The 24,223-nt window shown below is 66.5% G+C and carries 27 protein-coding genes and 1 other RNA gene; 19 read left to right on the top strand and 9 right to left on the bottom strand.

Annotated features, from left to right (window positions below):
• Positions 1-160 precede the first annotated feature (160 nt).
• A complete protein-coding gene (locus NLI89_RS11615) occupies positions 161-1,396 on the bottom strand; it encodes a type III PLP-dependent enzyme (RefSeq protein WP_254687220.1) in 1,236 nt (411 codons plus the stop codon).
• Positions 1,397-1,533: 137 nt separating this feature from the next.
• Between NLI89_RS11615 and NLI89_RS11610 the strand changes: the two genes are divergently transcribed.
• Together NLI89_RS11610 and NLI89_RS11605 are read left to right on the top strand one after the other, a co-directional pair.
• The gene (locus tag NLI89_RS11610; RefSeq protein ID WP_254687219.1) at positions 1,534-2,496 is read left to right on the top strand and encodes a threonine ammonia-lyase; all 963 of its coding nucleotides are present in this window, start codon (positions 1,534-1,536) and stop codon (positions 2,494-2,496) included.
• Positions 2,493-2,672: a hypothetical protein gene (locus tag NLI89_RS11605; RefSeq protein ID WP_254687218.1), complete on the top strand. Its 180-nt coding sequence runs from the start codon at positions 2,493-2,495 to the stop codon at positions 2,670-2,672. Before NLI89_RS11610 ends, NLI89_RS11605 begins: the two co-directional genes overlap by 4 nt.
• A 146-nt stretch (positions 2,673-2,818) precedes the next feature.
• Here NLI89_RS11605 and NLI89_RS11600 read toward each other — a convergent pair whose 3' ends face one another.
• Positions 2,819-3,475, bottom strand: a complete 657-nt coding sequence (locus NLI89_RS11600) for an alpha/beta hydrolase (protein ID WP_056048342.1) — start codon at positions 3,473-3,475, stop codon at positions 2,819-2,821.
• 144 nt (positions 3,476-3,619) lie between these two features.
• Here NLI89_RS11600 and NLI89_RS11595 point away from each other — a divergent pair, with 144 nt between their 5' ends.
• The 9 genes from NLI89_RS11595 to NLI89_RS11555 all read left to right on the top strand — a co-directional run bounded on the left by NLI89_RS11595 (position 3,620) and on the right by NLI89_RS11555 (position 9,977).
• On the top strand, positions 3,620-4,645 hold the full coding sequence (locus NLI89_RS11595; protein ID WP_254687217.1) for a cysteine desulfurase family protein: 1,026 nt from the start codon (positions 3,620-3,622) through the stop codon (positions 4,643-4,645).
• The gene (locus NLI89_RS11590) at positions 4,642-5,877 is read left to right on the top strand and encodes a cysteine desulfurase family protein (RefSeq protein WP_254687216.1); all 1,236 of its coding nucleotides are present in this window, start codon (positions 4,642-4,644) and stop codon (positions 5,875-5,877) included. Before NLI89_RS11595 ends, NLI89_RS11590 begins: the two co-directional genes overlap by 4 nt.
• Positions 5,874-6,179: a 2Fe-2S iron-sulfur cluster-binding protein gene (locus tag NLI89_RS11585; RefSeq protein ID WP_254687215.1), complete on the top strand. Its 306-nt coding sequence runs from the start codon at positions 5,874-5,876 to the stop codon at positions 6,177-6,179. Before NLI89_RS11590 ends, NLI89_RS11585 begins: the two co-directional genes overlap by 4 nt.
• Before the next feature lie 124 nt (positions 6,180-6,303).
• On the top strand, positions 6,304-6,618 hold the full coding sequence (locus NLI89_RS11580) for a hypothetical protein (protein WP_254687214.1): 315 nt from the start codon (positions 6,304-6,306) through the stop codon (positions 6,616-6,618).
• Positions 6,619-6,739: 121 nt separating this feature from the next.
• Positions 6,740-6,979, top strand: coding sequence for a hypothetical protein (locus NLI89_RS11575; RefSeq protein WP_254687213.1), 240 nt, complete (start codon positions 6,740-6,742; stop codon positions 6,977-6,979).
• Positions 6,980-7,035: 56 nt separating this feature from the next.
• Positions 7,036-7,129: signal recognition particle sRNA small type (gene ffs / locus NLI89_RS11570), an RNA gene on the top strand.
• 411 nt (positions 7,130-7,540) lie between these two features.
• A complete protein-coding gene (locus NLI89_RS11565; RefSeq protein ID WP_254687212.1) occupies positions 7,541-9,235 on the top strand; it encodes a DNA polymerase III subunit gamma/tau in 1,695 nt (564 codons plus the stop codon).
• The gene (locus tag NLI89_RS11560) at positions 9,232-9,555 is read left to right on the top strand and encodes a YbaB/EbfC family nucleoid-associated protein (protein WP_254687211.1); all 324 of its coding nucleotides are present in this window, start codon (positions 9,232-9,234) and stop codon (positions 9,553-9,555) included. Before NLI89_RS11565 ends, NLI89_RS11560 begins: the two co-directional genes overlap by 4 nt.
• A 179-nt stretch (positions 9,556-9,734) precedes the next feature.
• Positions 9,735-9,977 carry a hypothetical protein gene (locus tag NLI89_RS11555; RefSeq protein WP_254687210.1) on the top strand — a complete coding sequence of 81 codons (243 nt, stop codon included), beginning with the start codon at positions 9,735-9,737 and terminating at the stop codon, positions 9,975-9,977.
• A gap of 191 nt (positions 9,978-10,168) precedes the next feature.
• Here NLI89_RS11555 and mtgA read toward each other — a convergent pair whose 3' ends face one another.
• The 4 genes from mtgA to NLI89_RS11535 form a co-directional block, all read right to left on the bottom strand.
• A complete protein-coding gene (gene mtgA, locus NLI89_RS11550) occupies positions 10,169-10,846 on the bottom strand; it encodes a monofunctional biosynthetic peptidoglycan transglycosylase (protein ID WP_254687209.1) in 678 nt (225 codons plus the stop codon).
• 9 nt (positions 10,847-10,855) lie between these two features.
• Positions 10,856-12,124, bottom strand: coding sequence for a flavin monoamine oxidase family protein (locus NLI89_RS11545; RefSeq protein WP_254687208.1), 1,269 nt, complete (start codon positions 12,122-12,124; stop codon positions 10,856-10,858).
• A 4-nt stretch (positions 12,125-12,128) separates the two neighbouring features.
• Positions 12,129-13,031: an RNA polymerase sigma factor RpoH gene (rpoH, locus tag NLI89_RS11540; RefSeq protein ID WP_056048373.1), complete on the bottom strand. Its 903-nt coding sequence runs from the start codon at positions 13,029-13,031 to the stop codon at positions 12,129-12,131.
• 78 nt (positions 13,032-13,109) lie between these two features.
• Entirely contained in the window at positions 13,110-14,057 is a 948-nt protein-coding gene (locus NLI89_RS11535) for an RluA family pseudouridine synthase (protein ID WP_254687207.1), read from the bottom strand.
• 17 nt (positions 14,058-14,074) lie between these two features.
• On the opposite strand from NLI89_RS11535, the gene NLI89_RS11530 reads away from it, so the two are divergent.
• The 7 genes from NLI89_RS11530 (at position 14,075) to NLI89_RS11500 (ending at position 20,740) form a co-directional block, all read left to right on the top strand.
• Entirely contained in the window at positions 14,075-14,470 is a 396-nt protein-coding gene (locus NLI89_RS11530; protein WP_254687206.1) for a M67 family metallopeptidase, read from the top strand.
• A gap of 271 nt (positions 14,471-14,741) precedes the next feature.
• The gene (locus NLI89_RS11525; protein ID WP_254687205.1) at positions 14,742-15,386 is read left to right on the top strand and encodes a histidine phosphotransferase family protein; all 645 of its coding nucleotides are present in this window, start codon (positions 14,742-14,744) and stop codon (positions 15,384-15,386) included.
• Between the two features lie 228 nt (positions 15,387-15,614).
• Entirely contained in the window at positions 15,615-17,900 is a 2,286-nt protein-coding gene (locus tag NLI89_RS11520; RefSeq protein WP_254687204.1) for a chemotaxis protein CheA, read from the top strand.
• Positions 17,897-18,325, top strand: coding sequence for a chemotaxis protein CheW (locus tag NLI89_RS11515; protein WP_254687203.1), 429 nt, complete (start codon positions 17,897-17,899; stop codon positions 18,323-18,325). Before NLI89_RS11520 ends, NLI89_RS11515 begins: the two co-directional genes overlap by 4 nt.
• A gap of 75 nt (positions 18,326-18,400) precedes the next feature.
• Entirely contained in the window at positions 18,401-18,766 is a 366-nt protein-coding gene (locus NLI89_RS11510) for a response regulator (protein WP_187504579.1), read from the top strand.
• A gap of 76 nt (positions 18,767-18,842) precedes the next feature.
• The gene (locus tag NLI89_RS11505) at positions 18,843-19,901 is read left to right on the top strand and encodes a chemotaxis protein CheB (RefSeq protein WP_254687202.1); all 1,059 of its coding nucleotides are present in this window, start codon (positions 18,843-18,845) and stop codon (positions 19,899-19,901) included.
• On the top strand, positions 19,898-20,740 hold the full coding sequence (locus tag NLI89_RS11500) for a CheR family methyltransferase (protein ID WP_254687201.1): 843 nt from the start codon (positions 19,898-19,900) through the stop codon (positions 20,738-20,740). The genes NLI89_RS11505 and NLI89_RS11500 overlap by 4 nt, the downstream gene beginning before the upstream one ends.
• A 30-nt stretch (positions 20,741-20,770) precedes the next feature.
• Here NLI89_RS11500 and NLI89_RS11495 read toward each other — a convergent pair whose 3' ends face one another.
• Genes NLI89_RS11495 through NLI89_RS11485 form a run of 3 tightly spaced genes read right to left on the bottom strand, consistent with a single transcriptional unit; the run spans position 20,771 to position 22,384 of the window.
• A complete protein-coding gene (locus tag NLI89_RS11495) occupies positions 20,771-21,220 on the bottom strand; it encodes a cytidine deaminase (protein ID WP_254687200.1) in 450 nt (149 codons plus the stop codon).
• Complete coding sequence (locus NLI89_RS11490) at positions 21,217-21,894, bottom strand: glycoside hydrolase family 25 protein (RefSeq protein WP_254687199.1); 678 nt, start codon at positions 21,892-21,894, stop codon at positions 21,217-21,219. The genes NLI89_RS11495 and NLI89_RS11490 overlap by 4 nt, the downstream gene beginning before the upstream one ends.
• A gap of 7 nt (positions 21,895-21,901) precedes the next feature.
• Entirely contained in the window at positions 21,902-22,384 is a 483-nt protein-coding gene (locus NLI89_RS11485) for a UPF0262 family protein (RefSeq protein WP_254687198.1), read from the bottom strand.
• Positions 22,385-22,729: 345 nt separating this feature from the next.
• On the opposite strand from NLI89_RS11485, the gene NLI89_RS11480 reads away from it, so the two are divergent.
• Positions 22,730-24,220 (top strand): replicative DNA helicase, encoded by a 1,491-nt coding sequence (locus NLI89_RS11480; RefSeq protein ID WP_055878981.1) that lies wholly within the window; start codon positions 22,730-22,732, stop codon positions 24,218-24,220.
• The last annotated feature ends 3 nt before the right edge of the window (positions 24,221-24,223 follow it).

The following is a 24,223-nucleotide window of genomic DNA, read 5'->3' as shown; positions in this document are numbered from 1 at the left end:
CTAATTTCTCCTGATCCCCCCTCCCGCCTGCGGGAGGGGGCTAGGGGGTGGGCGCGCGCTCACCGCGAACGCGCCGGATGTGGAAAACGCGCGCCCACCCCTCGGTCCCCTCCCGCGAGCGGGAGGGGAAGACGAAGAGCGAGCGATTACTGGGTGTTGGTTACAGCTTGACGACGTTCGACGCGAGGTCCTGGAACCGCTCGTCGTACAGCGAGACCATCGGCTCATCCGTAACGATCACCGTCTCATCCGATCCGAACCCGTTGAACGCGGTCCGCATCGCCGAGCCGTACGCGCCAAGCATGCCGATTTCGATATAATCGCCAGCCTGCGTGTCCGCGGGCAGCATGAACGGGCCGACCATATAGTCCATGTCGTCGCACGTCGGACCATAGAAGCTGAACTCCATGTCCTTCGCACGGCTGTCCGGCTCGCGGAGCAGCTCGGTCGGGAAACGCCAGCCGATATGCGCCGCATCGAACAGCGCGCCATACGCACCGTCGTTGATGTAAAGCTCGGTCCCGCGACGCTTTTCGACGCGCACGATGATCGACGAATATTCCGCACATAGCGCGCGACCCGGCTCGCACCACAGCTCGGACGAATAGCTGACCGGCAGCGATTCGAACGCACGGTGGATCGTCTCGAAGAAATGCTCGAGCGGCGGGGGCTCCATGCCGGGATACGAAGACGGGAAGCCGCCGCCGACGTCGATCACGTCGACCGTGACCGCCGCCTCGACGATCGCCGCACGGACGCGCTCCATCGCGTTCGAATAAGCCTCTGGAGTCATCGCCTGCGAGCCAACATGGAAGCAGATGCCGAGCGCGTCCGCTGCCTGGCGAGCCGCGAACAGCAGCTCCTTGGCTTCATGCGGGGCAGCACCGAACTTCGACGCCAGCGACAGCTTTGAATGCTCGGAAGACACGCGCAACCGAACGCAGAGCGTCAGATCCGAAGCTTCGCGGGTGGCGCGAACGACCTTGTCCAGCTCTTCCAAGCTATCGAGGCTGAAGGTGCGGACGCCGTGCGTGAAATACGCCTCGGCAATCGCTTCCTCGGCCTTGACCGGGTGCATGAAGCACAGGGTCGCCTGCGGCAGCGTCCGTGCGACCAGGCGCACTTCGGCGATCGACGCCACGTCGTAATGCGTGATGCCGTTATCCCACAGGATCTGCAGGAGTTCGGGAGACGGGTTCGCCTTCACCGCATACATCGAGCGGCCCGGGAACTTCTCGACGAAGAACCGAGCGGCGCGCGCAGCAGCGTGCGGACGAACGAGCGTGACCGGGTTGACCGGGCGCCCTTTAGCGATGTCGATGCCGCTCCCGATGCGGGAGGTGTCGGCGGTCGAATGGGCTTTCGCTAACCCCAGCGCGATATGATGCTTGACCAATTCAAGGGACCTCCAATGTCCTGAGACAAATTACGAAAACACTGCCTTGCGGTTGGAAGTCCCATGGGGCAGCGGAAGGGCGATCTACGGTCGCTTGCCCCCCATGTAAATAGGGTTGGGCGCATAGGAGCCAGTGTGTGACGATTTTGCGACAGCCGACGCGGGCGGGGGTACGGGACGCCGCGGAAAAGATCGCGCGGATCCTGCCGCCGACCCCGCTGTTTATAAGTGAAATCAAGGGTGTACCGGTCGCGTTCAAGGCTGAATCGTTGCAACCAATCGGCGCGTTCAAGATTCGCGGCGCATGGCATCGGCTCACCGCACTGGACGAAGCCGCGCGGAAAAAAGGTGTGGTCGCGTTTTCGTCGGGCAATCACGCGCAGGGCGTGGCCTGGGCGGCGAAGCGGCTGGGAGTCGCGGCGACCATCGTGATGCCCTCAGACGCGCCGCGCTTGAAGCGCGAGTCGACCCTGGCGCTGGGCGCGGAGGTAGTGACCTACGACCGCGCCACCGAAAGCCGAGAGGTGATCGCCGCGCAACTCGCCGAAGCGCGGGGCGCAACGCTGGTGCCGAGCTTCGACGACCCCTGGATCATCGAAGGACAGGGGAGCGCGGGCATCGAGGCAGCCGCGCAAATGGCGGCTCTGGGCATGGGCGTGCCAAGCCGGGTCGTGATCCCTTGCGGCGGTGGCGGCCTGTCGGCGGGCATCGCGCTGGCCTTGAAGGACAGCGCGATCACGGTCGTGGAGCCGGAGGGCTGGGACGACATGCGCCGTTCTCTGGAAGCATCGTGGATCGAACCCGTCGGCCCCAACCCGCCCCCGACCGCCTGCGATTCGCTCCAGACCTTGCGCGTGTCCCCGCTGACGTTCGACGTCCTATCCCGCCGCGACGCAACCGGGGTGGAAGTCAGCGAATCGGAGATCGCGGCGGCACAGCGCTGGGCGGCCGAGAAACTGCAGCTGGTGATCGAACCGGGCGGCGCGGTCGGGCTGGCGGCGGTGCTGTCGGGCAAGGTCACGCTCGAACCCGGCCTGCTCGTCATCCTCTCCGGCGGCAACGTCGATCTCGCTGCGTACGCAAAGGCAATGGCCGCATGAACCCCGTACTGACATCGATCGCCGCCGCGGCGCCCGCCATCGCCATGCTGGGGATGTTCGCCTGCCTGATCGGCGGCATCACGCTGATCGTGAAGAAGCGCGACCGCAGGAAAGGCGTGCTGATGCTCGTAATGGCGGCGGTACTGCTGGCCAACGTAGCGATCTGGACGCTCTAACTCCCTCGCCCCTGCGGGGAGAGGGAAGGGGCCCGCCGCACTTGCGGTGGGAAGGGAGAGGGGAGTTGGGACGCGCCAGCCTATCCCCAACTCCCCCTCATCCGACGCTGGCGCGCCACCTTCTCCCCATGGGGAGAAGGACAGGATCACCGGATCGGCGAGTTCGGGTCGAGGCGCATGTCGAGATACTTGTCCACGCTCCCCATCAGCTCCGGCATCTCATGCTCGAAGAAGTGGTTCGCCTTCGGGATCGTGTCGTGATGGATCGTGATGTGCTTCTGCGTGCGGAGCTTATCCACCAGCTTCTGCGTGGCACCCGGCGTCGCGACCTCGTCGGCCTCGCCCTGGATGATGATCCCGCTCGACGGGCACGGCGCCAGGAACGTGAAGTCGTACAGGTTGGCCGGCGGTGCCACCGAGATGAACCCGCGGATTTCCGGCCGGCGCATCAGCAGCTGCATGCCGATCCACGCGCCGAAGCTGACGCCGGCGATCCAGGTCGTCTGCGCCTCGGGATGGAAGCTCTGCACCCAGTCGAGCGCGCTCGCCGCATCGCTCAGTTCGCCGACGCCATTGTCGAACACGCCCTGGCTCTTGCCGACGCCGCGAAAGTTGAATCGCAGCGTCGCGAAGCCCCGCCGCTGGAAGGTCTTGTAGAGCTGCTGCACGATCGCGTTGTTCATCGTGCCACCGGCCGACGGATGAGGGTGCAGGATCATCGCGACGGGCGCGCGCGGACGCGGCCCCGGCGCAAAACGACCTTCGAGACGGCCTTCGGGACCGGGAAAAATGACTTCTGGCATGGGCACTCGCGAGCTGGGATACGCACTCGGGTGGAGTGCGGGATGATCTGCATTATATAGGCGACACGCCCCTTTTCGCAATTGGAACCGACCCTGGCCCGTCACGAGTCCCGTATCTACCTCGATCACGCCGCCACCACGCCGATGCGCCCCGAGGCGACCGCGGCGGTGATGGAGGGCATGGCGCGCTGGGCGAACCCGTCCTCGCCACATGCCGAGGGTCGCGCGGCTCGACGCGCGCTGGAGGATGCGCGAGCGAGGATCAGGTCCGTGTTGGGCTGGACGGGTGAGGTCATTCTGACCAGTGGCGCGAGCGAGGCGCTGGCGATCGGCTTGGGCCGATCTAAGACCCAGCGTCAGCTTGTTTCCGCCGTGGAGCATGACGCCGTATTTCGCGCCGCGCCTCAGGCTGACATTCTGCCGATAGTCGAAGGCGAATCGGATGAGGCCTTCCTTGCGAAGTATTTGGAAACCGGGCCCCCACCAGTCGTCGCGATCCAGGCAATAAATTCGGAGACGGGAACTGCCCTGCTCCCTTACGTTCGCTCGACTGCTATCAAAATGGTTCAGGACGCAGGCGGCTTGGTGCTGGCGGATTGTTCGCAATCGGCCGGAAAAATGCCGCTCCCCGACGCGGATATGGTCGTCGTGTCGGCGCACAAGCTCGGTGGCCCCCCCGGAGTAGGGGCGCTGCTGGTCCGGAATTTCGGGATGCTGGAGCCGACCGGCGGTCACGAGTCCGGATACCGTGCCGGAACCGAGAATCTCCCGGGCGTACTCGGATTTGCTGCCGCATTGGATGTCGCAGGCGCGTGGTCTACAGATGTCGAGCAGCGGTTCGATTTCAAGAATGCGCTATATGACGCGGCCGAAATCAACATGCCGGGCGTCCAGTGCTCGCACATCTTTTCCGTCGCGATGGAGCATCTGCCGTCGGCCGCCCAACTGATCCGCCTGGATGCCATGGGGTTTGCCGTTTCTGCGGGCAGCGCCTGTTCGTCGGGGACGTTGAAGACCAGCCGTTCGCTCGCAGCCTTTGGCGTTCCCGAAGCCGTCGCGGGAAGAACGATCCGTATCAGTCTTGGGTGGTCGACGACGGTCGAAGAACTGGACCTGTTCGCCAGCGCGTTTCGCAACCTTGCGCACGACGCAGCGATGCGCGCCGCATGACCTATCTCGACTACCAGGCGACCACCCCGCTCGCACTCGAAGCGCTCGCCGCGATGCTCCCCTGGCTGGAATCGCAACACGCCAATCCGCACTCCCCCCACCGCGAAGGCCGCCGCGCGAAAGCCGCCGTCGAAATCGCCCGCGACCAGGTTGCCGCGCTGCTCCCCCCCGGCGGCCGCGTCGCCTTCACCAGTGGCGCGACCGAAGCGCTGAACTGGGCGATCAAGGGCACGAGCGGCGCGATCGTCACGCTGGCTACCGAACATGCGGCCGTCCTCGACACTGTGGCAGCCGAATCGGCGAGGCGGCGCCACGTCACGATCCTCCCAGTCGGCGCAGACGGCCTTGGTTGGATCGACTCTTCCTCCCTCCCTGGAAGGGAGGGGTCGGGGGTGGGTCGGCTTCCGTATGATCGAACGTCGGCGGCAAAATCTGGCCAACCCACCCCCAGCCCCTCCCTTCCAGGGAGGGGGGAAGTTCAAAGTCGATCCACCCCAGTCGACCCCGACAAACCCTGCGCCGCGATCCCCCCGGGCACGGGCCTCGTCGCCGCGATGCTCGTCAACAACGAGATCGGCGTCATCCAGCCGATCGCCGCGATCGTCGACGCCGCCCACGCAGCCGGCGCGCTGATGCTGTGCGACGCGGTGCAAGGCTATGGCCGCGTTTCGATCCCCGCTACCGTCGACCTGATCGCGATCTCCGCGCACAAGATCCACGGCCCCAAGGGCATCGGCGCACTCTGGATCCGCGACGGCGTCGACCTCGCCCCGCTGCTGCACGGCGGCGGACAGGAAGCCCCCGGCCGCTCCGGCACGCTGTCGCCAGCCCTCTGCGCAGGCTTCGGCGCCGCCGCGCAGCTCATGGCGGATCGCAAGGACCAGGACGCCGCGCACATCGACCGCCTCTGGTCGCTCGCGCTCGACCGCCTCGGCCCCGGCTGGACGATCAACGGCGCCACCGACCCCCGCTATCACGGCAACCTCAACATCCGCCGCGAAGGCCTCGACGTGAACCGCCTGATGTCCGACCTCCGCGACATCGCTTTTTCCGCCGGCTCGGCCTGCGCGAGTGGATCGGGCCGCTCCAGCCACGTCCTCCGCGCGATCGGTCTCACCGAACCACAGGCACGCTCCAGCATCCGCCTCGGCTTCGGCCGCTGCACCACCGAAACCGAACTCCGCGACGCCATCGACGCGATCGTCGCCGCAGCCGAGGGACAATGGCCATGATCGTCCGCTTCATCGCCCGTGACGGCAGCGCGACCATTGTCGCCGCAAACCCCGGCGACCGGTTCCTGGATGCGGCACAGGCGCATGGCCAACCGCTCGAAGGCACCTGCGAAGGCCAGTTGTCCTGCGCGACCTGCCACGTCATCGTCGATCCCGCCGATTTTCCCCGCCTGCCGCCGGCAAGCGAAGACGAGGAGGACATGCTCGATCTCGCGCCCAACGCGACGCGCACCAGTCGTCTCGCCTGCCAGATCCGCCTGACCGATGCGCTCGACGGCCTGACCGTGCGGATCCCCGGTTAGGCCAATTCCACTAGGTCAGCAAAGCTTACAGGAAGACAACGGCCGGTTCATGGAACGTGCACGGCCGTAAGCGGATTATCCCCTCATCGCCTCAATGTACGAGGTCTTGAGAGGAGTACCGGACATGAAGATCATCGCAATGTTCGCCGCTGGCGCCTTGGCCGCGGGAACCGTTTTCGCCGCGGCCCCTGCCGATGCGCAGCGGCATGGATGGGACGGCCCGCGCGGTGGCCCCGGCTGGCATGGGCCCCGCGGCAACCGCGGCTGGCATGGCCGTCGGGGCTGGGATGGTCCCCGTCACGGCTATCGCGGCTACCGCGGCGGCTATCGTGGCGGCGGCTACGGCTATCGCGGACCGCGCGGCTACGGCCGCTCGCGCGTCGTATGCCGGATCCAGCGTGGCTATTACGGGCCGGTTCGTCGCTGTTTCCGCCGCTAAATCCGGCGTCGTTAAATTCGGGGTCAAATTCTGGGTCTGATACGGAACCGTAACGATCGAGCCTAGTTTATTAACATAGGTTGCAGGACTCAGCGGAGTTCAGACCCAGTAGGAGATTATCATGAAGTTGTTCACCCTCGCCGCCGCCGGTCTCGTCGCACTCACCGGGCTCGCACCGGTCGGCATCGCTGCCGAAGCATCGGCACAGCGCACCGTCGTCCATGAGCGCACCGTCGTGCGTCACAACGCCAACCGCCCCGGTTATCGCCGTCACGTGGTCCGCACGCGCCAGGTCTGCCGCAACGTGTACCGCAACCATCACCGCCAGCGCGTCTGCCGCACCGTCCGCATCCGCCGCTGATTTTAGTGCAGCAAGCTAACGCTTGATCATCCCGCCCGACCCCGCCATATGCGCCGCGGGAGTCGGGCGGACGTGGTCGTCGCCAACTTGGTCAGATCCGGAAGGAAGCAGCCACAACGACTAAGCCACGGGTCGTCCCGGCTCCCACCGCGAACGTTTGCAAGCAAACGTGAGCGCGGCCAGCGGCGCGGGAGCGCCGTCTGACGATGCGGCTGAGCCGCAGCGCACTTCCGCGAACGTTTGCAAGCAAACGTGAGCGCGGCCAGCGGCGTGGGAGCGCCGTCTGACGATGCGGCTGAGCCGCAGCGCACTTCCCTATCTTCTTCGGCAGCCGTGGAACCCCATGATCGGCGACGTACGCACTCAAACGTTCCCGATACGTTCCAAACCATTGTCCTACACGGTCACGCCGTGCCAAGCTCGGCTCATGCCTCACACCCCCGCCAAAACTACCCCGGCCAGCCACCGCGCCGACACAAGTGCAGACCCTTCCCAGCGTCTATACTTTCTATACTTCACTCCCCTTCGACAGCGCTCGCGACACCCGCTATGACGACCGCAATGTCAGATTCCTTCGACCTGGGCGAACCCCCGCAGCCCGCCAAAGCGGCAGACGCCGCCTACCGCGTGCTCGCGCGAAAATACCGTCCGCAGACCTTTTCGGAGCTGATCGGCCAGGATGCGATGGTCCAGACGCTCGGCAACGCGATCAAGCGCGACCGGCTCGCCCACGCCTTCCTGATGACCGGCGTCCGCGGTGTCGGCAAGACGTCGACCGCGCGGCTGATCGCCAAGGCGCTCAATTGCATCGGCCCGGACGGTGACGGCGGCCCGACGATCGACCCCTGCGGCGTCTGCGAGCCGTGCCGCGCGATCGCCGAGGGCCGCCATATCGACGTGATCGAGATGGACGCCGCCAGCCACACCGGCGTCGACGACGTCCGCGAGATCATCGACGCGTCGCGCTATTCGGCGGTCACCGCGCGATTCAAGATCTACATCATCGACGAAGTCCACATGCTGTCGAAGAATGCGTTCAACGCGCTGCTGAAGACGCTGGAGGAGCCACCTCCCCATGTGAAATTCCTGTTTGCGACCACCGAAGTGAACAAGGTGCCGGTGACGGTCCTGTCGCGCTGCCAACGCTTCGACCTCCGCCGCATTTCCGCCGAACAGCTTTCCAAGCATTTCGCGTGGGTCTCGGAGCAGGAGGGCGTGGTCGCCGATCCCGAGGCGCTGATGCTGATCGCGCGCGCCGCGGAAGGCTCCGCGCGCGACGGCCTGTCGATCCTCGACCAGGCGATCGCGCATGCCGGGCTCGAAGGTGGCGGCGTGACGGCGGACGCGGTGCGGCAGATGCTCGGCTTGTCGGACCGCGGTGCGGTCCGCGATCTGCTGACGTTGATCCTGGCCGGCGACGGGGCAGGGGCGCTCGCCTCGATGCGCCGGCAATATGATTACGGCGTCGATCCGCTGTCGGTGCTGCGGTCGCTGCTCGAAACCGTCCACGGCATCACGCTGACCAAGGTCGGCACGCCGCCCGACGCAGCGCAGCCGATGGAAGAGCGCGCGGCGCGCGAGGAATGGGCGGCATCGCTCGGCTATCCTGCGCTGCACCGCTTGTGGCAGCTGTTCCTCAAGGGCCATGACGAGGTCGCCAAAGCCGCGTTGCCGATCGAGGCGGCTGAGATGGCACTGCTACGCGCGATCTACGCCTCGACGCTGCCCGACCCCGGCGAGTTGGCTCGGCAGATTGCTAGTGGTGCAGCGCCCTCGGCCGCACCGACTTCACCGCCGCCGTCGCCTGCACCCCCGTCCGGCGAAGCGCCGCCCTGGAACGCGGGATCCGCCGCGAAGGCGACAGAACCTGTGTCGACCGGTCCGATCCTGCCGCCGACGTTCGAGGCGCTGGTCGATCTGCTCGACGAATCGGGCGGCCTCGCGATCGCCGCGCGGCTCCGCCACGGCGCGCGCGTCGTCAGCTATGCGCCGCCCGAACTCGCGCTCAGCGGCAGTCGCCCGGTCTCGGCCGATACGCTCGCCGAACTCAACACGCTGTTGAAGACGGTGACGCGGACCGCGTGGAAAGTGTCGATTGTCGACGCCCCCGGCGAGCCGACGCTGCGCGAGGCGCAGGATACTGCCGACGCCGCGGTGCGCCAGGCTATTCTCGAATCCCCCATCATGAAGGCCGCGGTGGCTGCGTTTCCGGACGCCCAGCTCGAATCGTGGCCCGGTCAAAGGAGCAACGCATGAAGAATATCGATGAAATCCTCGCCATGGCGCAGAACGTCCAGAGCGAACTCGAAAAGGCGCAGGCCAATCTCGACAACATCGAGGTCGAGGGCGCGTCTGGCGGCGGCCTCGTCAAGGTGAAGGCCTCTGCCAAGGGCCGCATCATCAACATCGCGATCGACGATTCGCTGATGCAGGTGAGCGAGAAGCAGATGCTCGAGGACCTGCTGACCGCCGCATTCAACGACGCGCGGGCGAAGGCGGATGCGGTGTCGGGCAGCGAAATGTCCAAGATGACCAGCGGTTTGCAACTGCCACCGGGCTTCAAGCTGCCGTTTTGAGTCGTAGTGCGCACGCCGCTCCAGCGGCGAGACGCACAAGACCGGCCGGCGTGGCCCCTGCCACGACCGACGCGGGCTTAGCCCGCGGCACCGGCTGATAGGGCGCGGTGGTCGTTTCGGCGTGGGAACAATCGCTCTTCGGCCGGCGTTGCGCTCTTTCAGTAATCAGGGAGAGTGAAATGGCCGAAGAGCGCATCGTCGAAACGCCGACCACGCACACCACGATCATCGAACGCCGCAGTGGCGGCAGCGGCATGCTGATCGGCATCGTCCTGCTGATCGCGGTGCTGATTGGCGGATTTTATCTTTTTAGCCGGTCGGGCGCGCAGAACAGTAAGGACGCCGCCATCACGTCTGCCGCGAAGAGTGTCGGCGGTGCCGCAGAAAAGGCCGGTGATGCAGTCGAGAAGTCGACGCAGTAATCGCGATAAGCGTGTTTTCCCCGCGAAGGCGAGGACCCATCCCGGGCTCCCGCCTTCGCGGGAAAGCAAGTACCGGAGCAGTACTTGGTCGCTGCTCAACCCGTCATCCCAGCGAAAGCTGGGATCTCCCTCAACGGCGCGCACCCTTCGCCACGGTGATACCCCAGCTTTCGCTGGGGTGACGAGGTGGGTCAGGATGCGCGCAAACAGCTATCCAACCCGTCGTTCCTGACGGTCGAAACCCGCCGCGACAGCGTATTCCCGTGCCGCCGCACAAACCCGTGCGGAGCAATCGCAGCCCGCTTCTTCGGCAGAGGCAGCACCGCCGCAATCCGCCCCGCCTCGGTCGGCGACAGCCGCGAAGCGTCATGATTGAAATACCGGATCGCCCCGGCATTCGCGCCGTACGTCCCGATCCCGGTCTCGGCGATGTTGAGATACACCTCCATGATCCGCCTCTTCGGCCACAAGGCCTCGATCAGCACGGTGAAATACGCCTCGAACGCTTTTCGCACATAGCCGCCGCCCTGGAACAGGAACGCGTTCTTCGCGGTCTGCTGGCTGATCGTCGAGCCGCCGCGGATCCGTCCGCCCTGCGCATTGCGCGCTGCCGCTCCCGCGATCGCCTTGAAATCGAAGCCGTGATGCGAGCAGAACCGCGAATCCTCGCCGGCGATCGCGGCGCGCGCCATGTCCGGGTCCATCTCCGACAGTGGCATCCAGTCCTTCGTCACGCCGCGGCCCGCGATCACGTCTCCCATCATCGTCCAGGTGAACGGCACCGGCACGAACCGGTACAGCCCGACCCAGGCGACCGTGACCAGCACGAACAGAAAGAAGATCTTGGCGAAGATGCGGAGGAAGCCCATCGGCGGTCCTTAAGCGATCGTCACGGCCTCGCCAATGACCGCCCGCGCCGCCGCAACGCCCGTTTCGTATGCCCCGTGCGCAGTGGAGAAGTCGAACGCATGGCAAGCCTCGCCGGCGAAATGAATGCGGCCATCGACCGGCGCGGCGAGGACGGCGCGTTGCCCAGCCCGGCCGATGCGCGCGTGGCTATAGCTGCCGCCGATATAGGGTTCGTGACGCCAGAGAGTCGCAGCTAGGGGCGTGAAGCGCTTGCGCCAGTCGCTGCCAAGCAACCCGACAAGTTCGTCGATCGCAAATTGCGCGGCATCGCGATCCTCCAGCATTTCCGCACAATCGCCGCCGAAGAAGCTCTCGACGATCGGCCAGCCGAACGGCGAGAGGCGATGGCTGGCGGTGCACGCGCTGTACGGGTTGCCGATCAAATGGGCATTGGTCGGCCATTCGGGGCGGTCGACGAGAAGGAACACCTTGTCCGCGAGCCCGAGCGGGAGGTCGGCGGCGGCGGCGTGCTTGTCGGGCAGGGGCGGGTCGAACACGAGCTGCGACGTCGCGAGAACGGTCGTGGGGACGCAGACGATGACGTGGTCCGCCTCGATCGTGCCGGCGGGGGTGTCGAGCTTGAGGACGCGGCCGTTATGGTCGATGCGCGTCACCGGGGTCGAGAGGCGGATTTTCAGGCCGGCCGCATGACTGGCAACCAGTGTGCCGTAGCCTTCCTTGACCGTCCAGTTGTCGTCAGTGGCGGCTTCTTCGTAGGCGGCCCAGTCATGGAGCGAGACTTGCGTGAGGTTCGCGCCGTTGGCGTAGCCGGAGATCGCGTCGATCTTCGGGCGCCATTTGTCGTTGGGGGCGATGAAGTCGGAGAGGGGGCGGTCTGGGCCTTCGACGGCGGCGAGGGCGCGCTCGTTCCAGTCTTGGTAAGCTGTGGCAGAGGCGGCCTGGTCTTCGGGGGAGAAGCCGAGGTCGCGCCATTGTGTGCGCCAGTTTGCATCGGAGCGGTCGACGGTGAAGCCGGTGGCCTCTGCTATCGACGTCCACGGATTCCGCCGGGCGGAGTGTAGCCAGCCGCAACCGGCGTCGACATGTTCCCCCGCGAAGGCGGTGGCCCAGTCTGCCCCCCCGCCTTCGCCGAGGAACAACGAGGCGAGGGGCAGGCTGTGGGCTCGGCCACCGAGCCGGTCGCTCGCCTCGACGAGCAACACGTCCTGCCCAGCATCATGCAGCGTTCTGGCCGCAGATATGCCGGCCGCACCGCCGCCGATGACGACGGTGCGCACCAACTTACGCCGCCAGCAGGCGCTTCTCGCCGGCAATCCGCATCATCGCCTTTTGCAGCTTCTCGAACGCCCGAACCTCGATCTGGCGGACGCGCTCGCGCGACACGCCGTAGACCTGCGACAATTCCTCGAGCGTCTTCGGATCATCCGTCAGGCGGCGCTCGGTCAGGATATGCTGCTCGCGCTCGTTGAGGTCGTCCATCGCCGACACCAGCATCGAGTGACGAACATCCGCCTCCTGCGCATCGGCGACGATCTTGTCCTGCAACGGCGCATCGTCCTGCAGCCAATCCTGCCACTGACCCTCCCCATCCTCACGCATCGGCACGTTCAGCGACGTATCGCCGCCCATCGCCATGCGGCGGTTCATGCTGACGACGTCTGTCTCGGCAACGCCCAGGTCGGTAGCGATCTTCGTGACGTGCTCGGGGCGCAGATCGCCATCCTCGAACGCGTCGAGGCGGCTCTTCATACGGCGGAGGTTGAAGAACAGCTTCTTCTGCGCGGCGGTGGTGCCCATCTTCACGAGGCTCCACGAGCGCAGAATGTACTCCTGGATCGACGCGCGAATCCACCACATCGCATAGGTGGCGAGACGGAAGCCACGCTCGGGCTCAAACTTCTTCACGCCCTGCATCAGGCCGATATTGCCCTCGGAGATCAGCTCCGACGTCGGCAGGCCATAGCCGCGATAGCCCATCGCGATCTTCGCCACGAGACGAAGGTGCGAAGTCACCAGCTGCGCCGCAGCCTCGGTATCGCCATGCTCCTGAAAGCGCTTGGCGAGCATGTATTCCTGTTCGGGTTTCAGCAGCGGGAATTTCTTGATCTCGGCGAGATAGCGATTGAGACCCGCCTCGCTGCCGAGCGCAGGTATCGTCGCTGGAACGTTGGAGCGGGCTGCCATGGTCGTAATCCCTTTCTGCTGACCCCGATTGCCGCACTGTGGCCCCCGGTTGCCGCGTTGCGGCATGGTGTCGATTATCTATACGTGAAGTTGGGTGAACAGTTCCTGCATGTCTGCGGGCATTTCGCTTTCGAACGCCAAAGCGACGCTTTTCACCGGATGGATGAACCCCAGATGCGCCGCGTGCAAGGCCTGCCGGCGGAAACCGAGCGTTTCGAGCAGCGACTTCTGAGCTTGCTTTGTTCTACCATAGACCGGGTCGCCCAACAAGGCGTGGCCGATCGACGCCATGTGCACGCGCACCTGATGCGTGCGCCCGGTCTCTAGCCTGCACTCGATCAGTGCGGCGTCGCGGAGGGTAGTGATCGTCGAGAAATGCGTCACCGCGCGCTTGCCGCCCTGCACGATCGCGATCTTCTTGCGGTTCTGCGGACTCCGCGCGAGCGGTGCGTCGACTGTCCCGCTCGGCGGACGCGGGATGCCGCCGACGATCGCTTTGTAGCGGCGGTCGATGCTGTGGTCGTGGAATTGCTTCGCCAAGCCCTCGTGCGCGCGGTCGGTCTTGGCGGCGATCATCAGCCCCGACGTATCCTTGTCGATGCGGTGGACGATGCCGGGCCGGGCGACGCCGCCGATGCCCGACAGATTGCCGGCGCAGTGGTGGAGCAGCGCGTTGACGAGCGTCCCGTCGAAATTGCCCGCGGCGGGATGGACGACAAGGCCCGCGGGCTTGTCGATCACGATCAGGTCGTCGTCCTCATACGCGACGACCAGCGGAATATCCTGCGCTTCGTTGTGCAGCGGCGTCGGCGGCGGGATCGCGACCGCGAACACCTGACCGGTCGCAGCCTTCTTCGCCGAATCGCGCCATTCTCGGCCATTGAGCGTCACTTGCCCCGCGACGATCAGCGCCTTTAATCGCTCGCGCGACATGTCGGGAAGCACTTCGGCGAGCGCACGGTCGAGCCTCCAGCCATCCGTGGCCGGCGTGATCGATGCTTCGACGATGGAAACCCCCCGGTCCATGTCGTAGCGATGTGGCGATGAGCGTGACGATTTCAAGCGAATTGCTGGGGCGATTGTTGGCCGAGGCGGCTGCGTCGCCGGATGTCGAGATTTGCGGGCTGTTGTTCGGGGCGGCGGGGTCGATCGAAGCGGCCGAGGCGTATGCGAATGTAGCGGCGAACCCGGCGCGGACGTTCGAGATCGATCCGAAGGCGTTGTTCGCGGCGCATCGCCGGGCTCGCGGCGGGGGGCTGGCGGTGATCGGACACTATCATTCGCACCCGTCTGGTTCGCCTATCCCGTCTCCGCGCGACGCGGCACAGGCGATGGGGGACGGCGCGGTGTGGATTATTCTCGGCGGCGGCATGGCGAGCGCGTGGCGATCGGTCGAGGTCGGCGCTTTCGTCGAAGAGGCAATCGATCCTATCGGATAGCCGTCCGAGCCTTCCCCCCTCCCTGGAAGGGAGGGGCTGGGGGTGGGTTGGCCGGTTTTATCCACGACGCCGTAAACATGCGGAAACCGACCCACCCCCAACCCCTCCCTTCCAGGGAGGGGGGAAGAAGTATCCTCAACCCTTCCCATCCGAGCAGGGGAAGAAGTTAGAGTCGCTCACCCCAACCATAAGAAGCGTCAAACTAAAGAGATGTGGCATTGCGCACTCGCCGCACCCTCGCCACAAGACGCTCCAGAATTAGGGGATTTTCATGACGGTCAGCCCGGTCGATTTCGCGAGCCTGCTGTGTTCGCGCCTGTGCCACGACCTGCTGTCGCCGGTGGGGGCGCTCAACAACGGGCTGGAGTTGCTCGCCGACGAGACCGATCCGGCGATGCGCGAGCGGGTCATGCAGTTGCTCGCCGACAGTGCGCGTGCGTCCGCCAGCAAGCTCAAATTCTTCCGACTGGCTTTCGGGGCGGCCGGCGGGTTCGGCGAACTGGTCGACACGCACGAGGCACGGAACGCGATCGAGGGGCTGGTCGCGGAGAACAAGCGGATCATTTTCGTCTGGGCGGTCGAGGCCTCGGCGATGCCCAAGTCCGCGGTGAAAGTGCTGCTCAACCTTGTGTTGGTCGCGACCGAATCGCTGGTCCGCGGCGGGACCATGGAGGTCGGCGGCGAGGAGAATGACGGGCAGCTGGAGATCGTCGTGAAGATCGAGGGCGCGCGGATCGTGCTGGACCCCGAAATCCGCCGCACGCTGGTCGAAGGCGAGGGCGCGCATACTGTCACGCCGCGCGCCGCCGCGGCGTACCTGATCAACACGGTCGTGGCGGAGGCGGGCGGCACGGTGATCGTGTCCGAGCCGGCCGAGGGGATCATGATCTTCGGCGCGGTGTTCAACGCGCGGTAAGGCGGAGGTTCGATCCTCCCCCGACAGGGGGAGGTGGCTGGCTCTTGCCAGACGGAGGGGGAGGTCAGCGACCACTTCTGTTCCGTGTCCTCCCCCTCCGTCACCTGCGGTGCCACCTCCCCCTGGCGGGGGAGGATCAGAGAGGCTCGGCCAGAACGTAGATCGCCACCAGAGCTAACGCGCCCTTAACCTCCGCCATGCATGACAGGCCTCGAACGCGGGGCCCGCATGGACGATCTGTTACAGGAATTCATTGCCGAGACGCGCGAAACGCTGGAGGCGATCTCCGGCGAGATCGTCGCGTGGGAAGCCGCACCGGCGGATAGCGGGCGCCTCGATGCGATCTTTCGCTTCGTCCATACCGTCAAGGGAAGCTGCGGCTTTCTCGACCTGCCGCGCCTCGCCCGACTGAGCCACGCAGCAGAGGACGTCCTCGCCGCGGTCCGCGACGGAAAGAGAACTCCCGATACCGCGCTCGTCAACGCGGTGCTCGGCATCGTCGACCGGATCGGCGAGATCGTCGAGGCGATCGACAGCGGCTCGCCGCTCGACGATTCGGGCGAGGACCTGCTGATCGCCGCGCTCGCGCCGGACGCGCAGCCCCGCGCACAGGCGCCGACCACCCCGCACAGTCGCGCCGCCAGCCGCAGCGTACGCCTCAACGTCGATCTGCTCGATCACATGATGAGCGGCATGTCCGAGATGGTGCTCGCGCGCAACGAACTCGCCCGGCGGCTCCGCGACTGTGACGTCGACCCGAAGGTCGAGGCGGCGCTCGAACGCCTGTCGCTGACCGTCGCCGACATGCGCGACACCGTCACGCGGACGCGCATGCAGAAGGTCGACGCGCTGTTCTCGGCGCTGCCCCGGATGGTGCGCGATACCAGTGCCGAGCTCGGCAAGAGCGTCGATCTCGCGATCGAGGGCGCGGATGTCGAGCTTGACCGCGAGATGATCGAGCTGATGCGGGATCCGCTCGTCCACATCATCCGCAATTCGATCGACCACGGTATCGAGGGGCCGGCGGAGCGCCGCGCGCTCGGCAAGCCCAAGAACGGCCGGCTGGTCGTCTCCGCCCGCCAGTCCGGCAACCAGATCCTGATTGAGGTCGCCGACGACGGCAAGGGCATCGACGTCGCGCGGATCGTCGCCAAGGCCGCGGAAAAGGGGCTCCACAGCCTCCCCGAACTCGCGGCGATGACCGACGCGGCCAAGCTCGACCTGATCTTCGCCCCCGGCTTGTCGAGCCGCGATGCGGTGACCGCGATCTCGGGGCGCGGCGTCGGCATGGACGTGGTGCGCGCCAATATCGAGCAGATTGGCGGCCGGATCGTGCTCACCAACGATCCGGGGCGCGGGCTTCGGATCGTCATCCACGTGCCGCTGACGCTGTCGATCCTGTCGACGATCATCGTCGGCGTCGGCACGCAGCGGTTTGCGCTTCCACGCCAGGCGATCGAGGAAATCGTGATGGTTCGCGGCGATGCCGTGCGGATCGACACGATCGGCGACGCGGCGACGGCCACGGTGCGCGGCCGGCGGATGCCGCTGGTATCGCTCGGCCAATTGTTCGACCTGCGCGACGATGCGCCGCCGACGCTGGTGATCGTGTCGACGCGCGAGGGCGATTACGCGCTCGGCGTCGATACCGTGCTGGATACCGAGGAACTGGTGGTGAAGCCCGCCTCGCCTGCGGTGATGGCGACCGGCGTCTATGCGGGCAAGACCTTGCCCGACAACGGCCTGCCGATGCTGCTGCTCGACGCGTCCGGGATCGCCGCGGTCGCCGGGTTGCGCTTTACGCCGGTGGTCGCCGCGTCGACCGAGGTCGAGGACGTCGTGCCGGGCGTCTCCGCTCTGCTGTTCGACGATCTCGACGGTTGCCGCCGTGCGATCGCGCTGGCGGTGATCGACCGTGTCGAGCCGGTAGCGGTGGACGCGATCCGCTGGTCGGGCGGGGCGATGCGGCTGTCGATCGGCGATACGATCATCCCGCTCCACGCGGTTGCCGCGTTCGGCGCGCGCACCGAGGTCGCGGTGCTGCGGCTGACCGACGGCGAAAGCGAGATGGCCTATGCGATTGCCGAGGCGATCGAGATCGTCGCGCTGCCCGCCGAGATGGCACCTGCGCGGGGCATCGGGCCGATCGCCGGCGTGGTCTCGATCGGTGGCGAGCAAGTCGAACTGGTCGATCCGCATGCGCTGTTCGCGGGTCAGCCGGTCACGCTCGCGTCGCTGCCGGTGTGCCTGTTGCAGGTCGACGGGTCGGGCTGGATGGAGACGTTCCTGAAGCCCGCGCTCGAAGCCTCTGGGTATCGCTGCGTCACCGCGCTGGCGGCGGGCGAGACCGCAGCAGTGGCGCTGGCGATGGAGGATACGCCGCTCCGCGAGACGCTGGCGCCGGTGGTGACGCTGCGCCGGACGCGCACCGCCGAGGGTGAGGATGACGCGAGCATCTATCGCTACGACCGGCCGGCGTTGATCGCTGCGCTGGCGGCACGGAGGGCGATGTGAGCGAGCTTTTCCTGGTGGCGCATATCGCCGGGCGCGGCGTCGCGATCGCCGCCGCGCAGGTCGATTCGGTGGTCGATATCGGCGAGGTGATCGCGGTGCCGCGCGCGGACGCGTTCGTGCGCGGTCTCGCGGCGCTGCGCAGTCGCGTGGTGACGGTGATCGACACCGGCACCGCGCTCGGCCTGGAGCCGACGCCCGACACCGTCCGTCGCGCGGTCATCACCGTGGTCGAGGGACATCATTACGCGATTCTGGTCGACTCGGTGGAGGACGTCGCGCCGTTCGCGCGGCTGCCGCTGTCGTCGGGACTGGCGTTGCACCGCGGCTGGGCGACGGCCGGGACCGGGATCGTCGAGCGCGATAGCGAACCGCTGCTGATCCTCGATCTCGCCGCGGTCATCCCCGCGACTATACCCGCCGCCTGACTTTTTCCGTTGCTTAACCCGGCGCTTACGCTTTCCCGCGTAGACCGGCCTCACGATTTCCCCGGAAGGCTGTCCATGAAGACCTGTCTCGTCGTCGATGATTCAAAGGTGATCCGCAAGGTCGCGCGCCACATCCTCGAGACGCTCGATTTCACCGTCACCGAAGCCTGTGACGGTCGGGAAGCGCTAGCATCTTGCATGGCGTCGATCCCGGACGTCATCCTGCTCGACTGGAACATGCCGGTCATGAGCGGCATGGATTTCCTGCGCGCGCTGCGCGAGGCCGACGTACCGCGCCGCCCCAAGGTGGTGTTCTGCACGACCGAAAACGGCATGGCCTATATCCGCGCGGCGATCGAGGCGGGGGCGGACGAATACGTCATGAAGCCGTTCGACCGCGAAACGCTGGAATCGAAGCTCCAGATCGTCGGCATGGCCTGATCCGGGCAGGACGGTGGCGAACCGACCCCTCTCTGTCCCACGCCCGGGGGACCGCGACAGCGCGGACACGGCACGCGTGCTGCTCGTCGACGATTCGGTCGTCGCGCGCGCGGTGATTGCGCGGACGATCGATGCGAGCGATCGGTTCTCGGTCGTCGGTGCGGTCGGCAGCGCGGCGGCGGCGCTGGAGTTTCTCGGCCGCACGACGGTCGAGTTCATCCTGCTCGATATCGAGATGCCGGGGATCGACGGGCTGACGGCCTTGCCCGCGCTGGTCGCCGCCGGAAAGGGAGCCAAGGTTCTGATCGTCTCGTCGAGCGCGGACGAGGGGGGCCCGAAGGCCATGCAGGCGCTCGCATTCGGTGCGGCGGAGACGTTGATCAAGCCCTCCGCCGGCGAGCTTTCCGGGCGGTTCGGCGGCGCGCTGGTCTCCAAGCTCGAAAGGCTGTGCGAGGATTCGCTACATTCGCCACCGGTCGCACTCGTCCGCTCCACCCCGACCAGCACAAGGTCTTTCGCAGCCTCTCCAGCTACACCGCGCGCCGTCTCGCCAAGCGAAGATTACGACATCGTCGCGATCGGCGCCTCGACCGGCGGTATCCACGCGATCAGCCAGATGTTCCGTGCGATTCCCGCCGGGTTCCGCCTGCCGATCGTCATCACCCAGCATCTGCCGGCGTCGTTCATGCCCTATTTCGCGGCGCAGATCGCGTTGCTCGCCGGCCGCCCCTGCGAAGTCGCGACCGACCGGCTGCGGATCCGTCCGGGCCGGATCATCGTCGCACCGGGCGATGCGCATCTCAAATGCGTCAAGCTGCGGGACGGCGGCGCCGCCTTCCGTCTGACGCACGAGCCCGCCGGTAGCGGCTGCATGCCATCGGTCGACCCGATGCTCGCCTCGATCGCGGACGTGTACGGCGCGCGTGTCTTGGCGATCGTGCTCAGCGGGATGGGACGCGATGGCGCGGAGGGCGCGCAGCGGGTGCACGACGCCGGCGGTTGCGTCGTGGCGCAGGACCGCGACAGCTCGGTGGTCTGGGGCATGCCCGGCGCGGTCGCATCATCGGGAGTCGCCGACGCGGTTCTTCCGCCCGCCGCGATCGGCACGCTGATCGCATCGCGACGTCGACCATGACCCCTAGGTCCGCGGCGTCCTCCCCCGCGTCTCCACCAGCATCGCAGACCGCGATCAACGTGCTGACCGCGCTGCTCGAGGCGCGCACCGGGCAACAGATCGCCGCCTATCGCTCCTGGCGGCTCGATACCGCGCTCAAGCCCTTGCTCCGCGATCGCAATCTCGACACGCTCGATCAGCTCGTGACGCAGTTGCTGGAGGGCAATGATCGGCTGATCGGCGACCGGATCGTCGACGCGCTGGTCAACCAGGAAACCTCGTTTTTCCGGGACGCGCAGGTCTTCGAGATGCTCGCCGAGGCGGTCGCGGCGGCTGAGTCCGGGGGGCGTCGCGCCCGTATCTGGTGCGCCGGCTGCTCGACCGGGCAGGAGCCGTTGTCGCTCGCCATGCTGTTCGCCGATCGCCACGAAACGACCGGTGCGCCGGTGCCGGAGATCGTCGCCACCGACGTCTCCGACGCGGCGATCGCCCGCGCGCGCGCCGGCCGGTTCTCGCAATTCGAGATCCAGCGCGGCCTGCCGGTGCGGCGGATGGTCCGCTGGTTCGACACCACTGGCAGCGACTGGATCGCCAAGCCCGACCTGCTCAAGCGCATCGTCTTCCGCCGCATGAACCTGATGGCGGACCCGGCGCCGGTCGGCCGGTTTGACATCGTGCTCTGTCGCAACGTGCTGCTCTACCTGTCCGCGACCACCAAGGAGCAGGTGTTCCCCAAGATCGCCGCCGCGCTGAACCCCGGCGGCGTATTCGTCATGGGCGCAGGCGAGACCGTCATCGGCCAGACCCGCCTGTTCGAGCCGAGCAAGCGCTTCCGCGGCTTCTACGAAACGCCGCGCTGACGGACCGGCGCCGACTAGCCGACTAGCCGACTAGCCGATCCCCAGATCCGCCGGGCCGAACGCGTCCGGCAGCAATTCCGATATCGCATAGGTCCGGATCGCATCGCCCTCCGCCGCGCCACAATGCACCGGAATATCGCGCGTCCCCATTTGCGCTGCTTCGTTGATGACCTGGCGGCATCGTCCGCACGGGCTCACCGGCGAGCTGCCGGTCGCGCGCCCCTCGGCGTCCATCGCCCCGCCGATCACGCCGATCGCGACGATATCGCGCAGCCGCCCCGCCGCGCTCGCGGTGGCGATCGCGACCGTCTCGGCGCACAGCGACAGGCCGTAGCTCGCATTCTCGAAATTCGCGCCGGTGATGACGCTGCCGTCGTCGAGCAGCACCGCCGCCCCGACCGCGAACCGCGAATAGGGCGCATGGGCATTGCGCGCGGCCCCGCGGGCTGCGGCTACGAGTGCGATTGCGTGTTCAGTCATGATGTCACCACGTCCCAGTTCACCGGTCCCTCGATCCCGTCGATGCGCCGAAAATCGCTCGCCCGCCACATCCGCCACGGCCGCGCGGTATAGTCGGGCTTGATCACGTTCGACACCGCCCATAACGGGCGCGGCACCGCGCCGGACAGGGCGTATTTCGCGTCGACGTCCTTGCTGATCCGCAGCATCACCGGTTGCGCGGTATGCGTCTCGACCATCGTCACGAACTGCGCGACGTCGGCGATCAGCGTCGCGCGATCCGGTCGCGCGGTGCAGTCGTCGTGAAAGGCGATGTCCAGCGCGGTCGGCAGCGCATCGGCGGTGCGCGGCACGAAGGTGTTGAACGCGTTCGCCTGCTCGTCCGCACGCTGGCACAGCGAATAGACATGCACCGCGCCGCGTCGCAGGCCGGCCTCGGGCAGCGCGGCCCAATTGGCCTCGAACCCCGGATCGCGGCGGTCGGTGCCGGACGTGGCGATGATATAGGCGAAGTCGGCACCGCTCGCGCGCACCGTGCCCCATTCGACCGGGCCGGCATTCTCGGTCAGGTCGATGCCCTGCAACGGATAGCGTTTCACGTCGGGATGCCAGCCGGTCGCGGCGGTCCAGCCGCAGATGCCGACAAAGCCGGCCGCGGCCAGCGCGCCGGCGAATTTCAAAAGTCCGTAAGCCATGTGTCTTCTAGTTGCGGATGTGGAGGACGCAGATCAGCGTGAACAGTCGCCGCGCGGTGTCGAAATCGACCTCGATCTTGCCGTCGAGGCGTTCTTTCAGCAGCTCTGCCGCCTCGTTGTGGATGCCGCGGCGCGCCATGTCCACCGTCTCGATCTGCGCCGGCGAAGATTGCCGGATCGCCTGGTAATAACTGTCGCAGATCGCGAAATAATCGCGGATCGAGCGGCGGAAGCGACCCAGCGCGAGCACCAGCGTCTCGAGATGCGTGTCGTCCTCGCGGTGGATATGGATGCCGAGGCGTCCTTCCTCCGACTGGAGCTTGATCTTGTACGGGCCGGCGTAGCCATCGGGGTAGGCGCGTTGGGGCGCGAAATGATTGCCCTCGATCAGGTCGAAGATCGCGATCCGCCGCTCCTGCTCGACATCGGGCGAGCGCCAGCCGAGACTGGTCTCGTCGAGTTGCACATCGATGATCCGCGGGTCGGCCATGACGGTGCGATAGCGGCGGTCGTATCGCCTGTCACTTGGTCTGAACGCCAGCCGAGCCAACAGCGCGACGCGCTCCCCTCCCTGAAAGGGAGGGGCAGGGGGGGGGAGGCCACGCTCGCGAGCCAACGCCGCAACGGTCCCCCCTCCCTGGAAGGGAGGGGCTGGGGGTGGGTAGGCTGGCTCTGGCCGCAACTGGTCCACGATCCGGAAACACCCCCAACCCCTCCCTTCCAGGGAGGGGAGAAGCAGAGGGAGAAGCATAGGGGAGAAGAACGAACGACTTATCCCCATCATTCCACCGCACGTTGCTTGGACGCGCGCGCGTCCATCGCGTAGGTGCGGTGCATGGCAACTCTCGCATTCCCCGTCCCGGCCGTGGCCGAGCCGCAGCAGCTTCCCCGCAACGTCGAGGCCGAGGCCGCGATGCTCGGCGCGATGATGATCGACAACCGGCTCGCCGACGATCTCGTCGACAAACTCGAACCCGGCCACTTCTTCGAGCCCGTCCACGGCCGGATCTTCGCCGCGATCAAGACGCTGCGCGGCAACGACATGCTGGTGACGCCGGTGACGCTGCGGCCGATGTTCGATGCGGACGAGGGCATGCGCGAGCTGGGTGGGCCGGCGTATCTGGCGGGGCTTACCGGCAGCGGCGCAGGGCTGATCGGCGCGCGGCAATTCGCGCAGCAGATCTATGATCTTGCGATGCTCCGCGCGCTCGTGTCGGTCGGTCGGACGCTGGTCGATCGCGCGATGGACACCTCCGAGGAGGTCAATCCGCGCGCGCAGATCGAGCTCGCCGAGGAGGAGCTTTTCAAGGTCGCGGCGGATGGTGGTTCGGAGAACACCGTGAAGTCGTTCGCGCAGGCGACCACCGCCGCGGTCAAGATGGCCGAGCGTGCGCTGAACTCGGGTGGCAACCTGTCAGGCGTCACCACCGGCATCGATTCGATCAACGCGAAGATCGGCGGCATGCATCACAGCGATCTGATGATCCTCGCCGGGCGTCCGGGCATGGGCAAGACGTCGCTTGCCACTAACATCGCGTTCAACGCCGCGCGGCGCTGGATGCGCGACATGGCTGACGGGATCGCGCCGAAGGACTCGGTCGGCGCGAAGGTCGCGTTCTTCTCGCTGGAAATGTCCGCGGATCAGCTAGCGACGCGTATTCTCGCCGAGCAGTCGCAGATTTCATCGGAATCGCTCCGCATGGGCAAGATCAGCCGCACCGAGTTCGCGCAGCTCGCCGCCGCCGCCGCTGAATTGGAGAACCTGCCGCTCTTCATCGACGACACCGGCGGCCTCTCGATCGGCGCGCTGCACACGCGCGTGCGCCGGTTGCAGCGCCGACACAACAACGAGATCGGGCTGGTGGTGGTCGACTACCTCCAGCTTCTGTCGGGGTCGGGCAAGAGCAAGGACGGCAACCGCGTCCAGGAAATCTCCGAGATTTCGCGCGGGCTGAAGACGCTGGCGAAGGACCTCAACGTGCCGGTGCTGGCGCTGTCGCAGCTGTCGCGTGCGGTGGAATCGCGCGAGGACAAGACGCCGATGCTCTCGGATCTTCGTGAATCGGGCTCGATCGAGCAGGACGCCGACATGGTCTGGTTCGTGTACCGCGAGGATTATTACGTCGCGTCGAAGGAACCCAAGCGCCCGGCGGAAGGCGACAGCGCGAAGATCTTCGAGGATCACGCGTCGTGGGCGGCGGAGATGGAGCGGGTGTACGGTCTGGCGGAACTGATCATCGCCAAACAGCGTCACGGCGCGACCGGCAAGGTGCGGATGAAGTTCGATCCAACGATCACGAAGTTCTCGGACCTCGCGGAGTATTGATCT

The organism is Sphingomonas faeni (assembly GCF_024273235.1).
In the GTDB taxonomy this organism is placed as follows: domain Bacteria; phylum Pseudomonadota; class Alphaproteobacteria; order Sphingomonadales; family Sphingomonadaceae; genus Sphingomonas; species Sphingomonas faeni_A.
The sequence above is the reverse complement of the archived record's forward strand: the minus strand, read 5'-3'. Positions and strand labels throughout refer to the sequence as shown.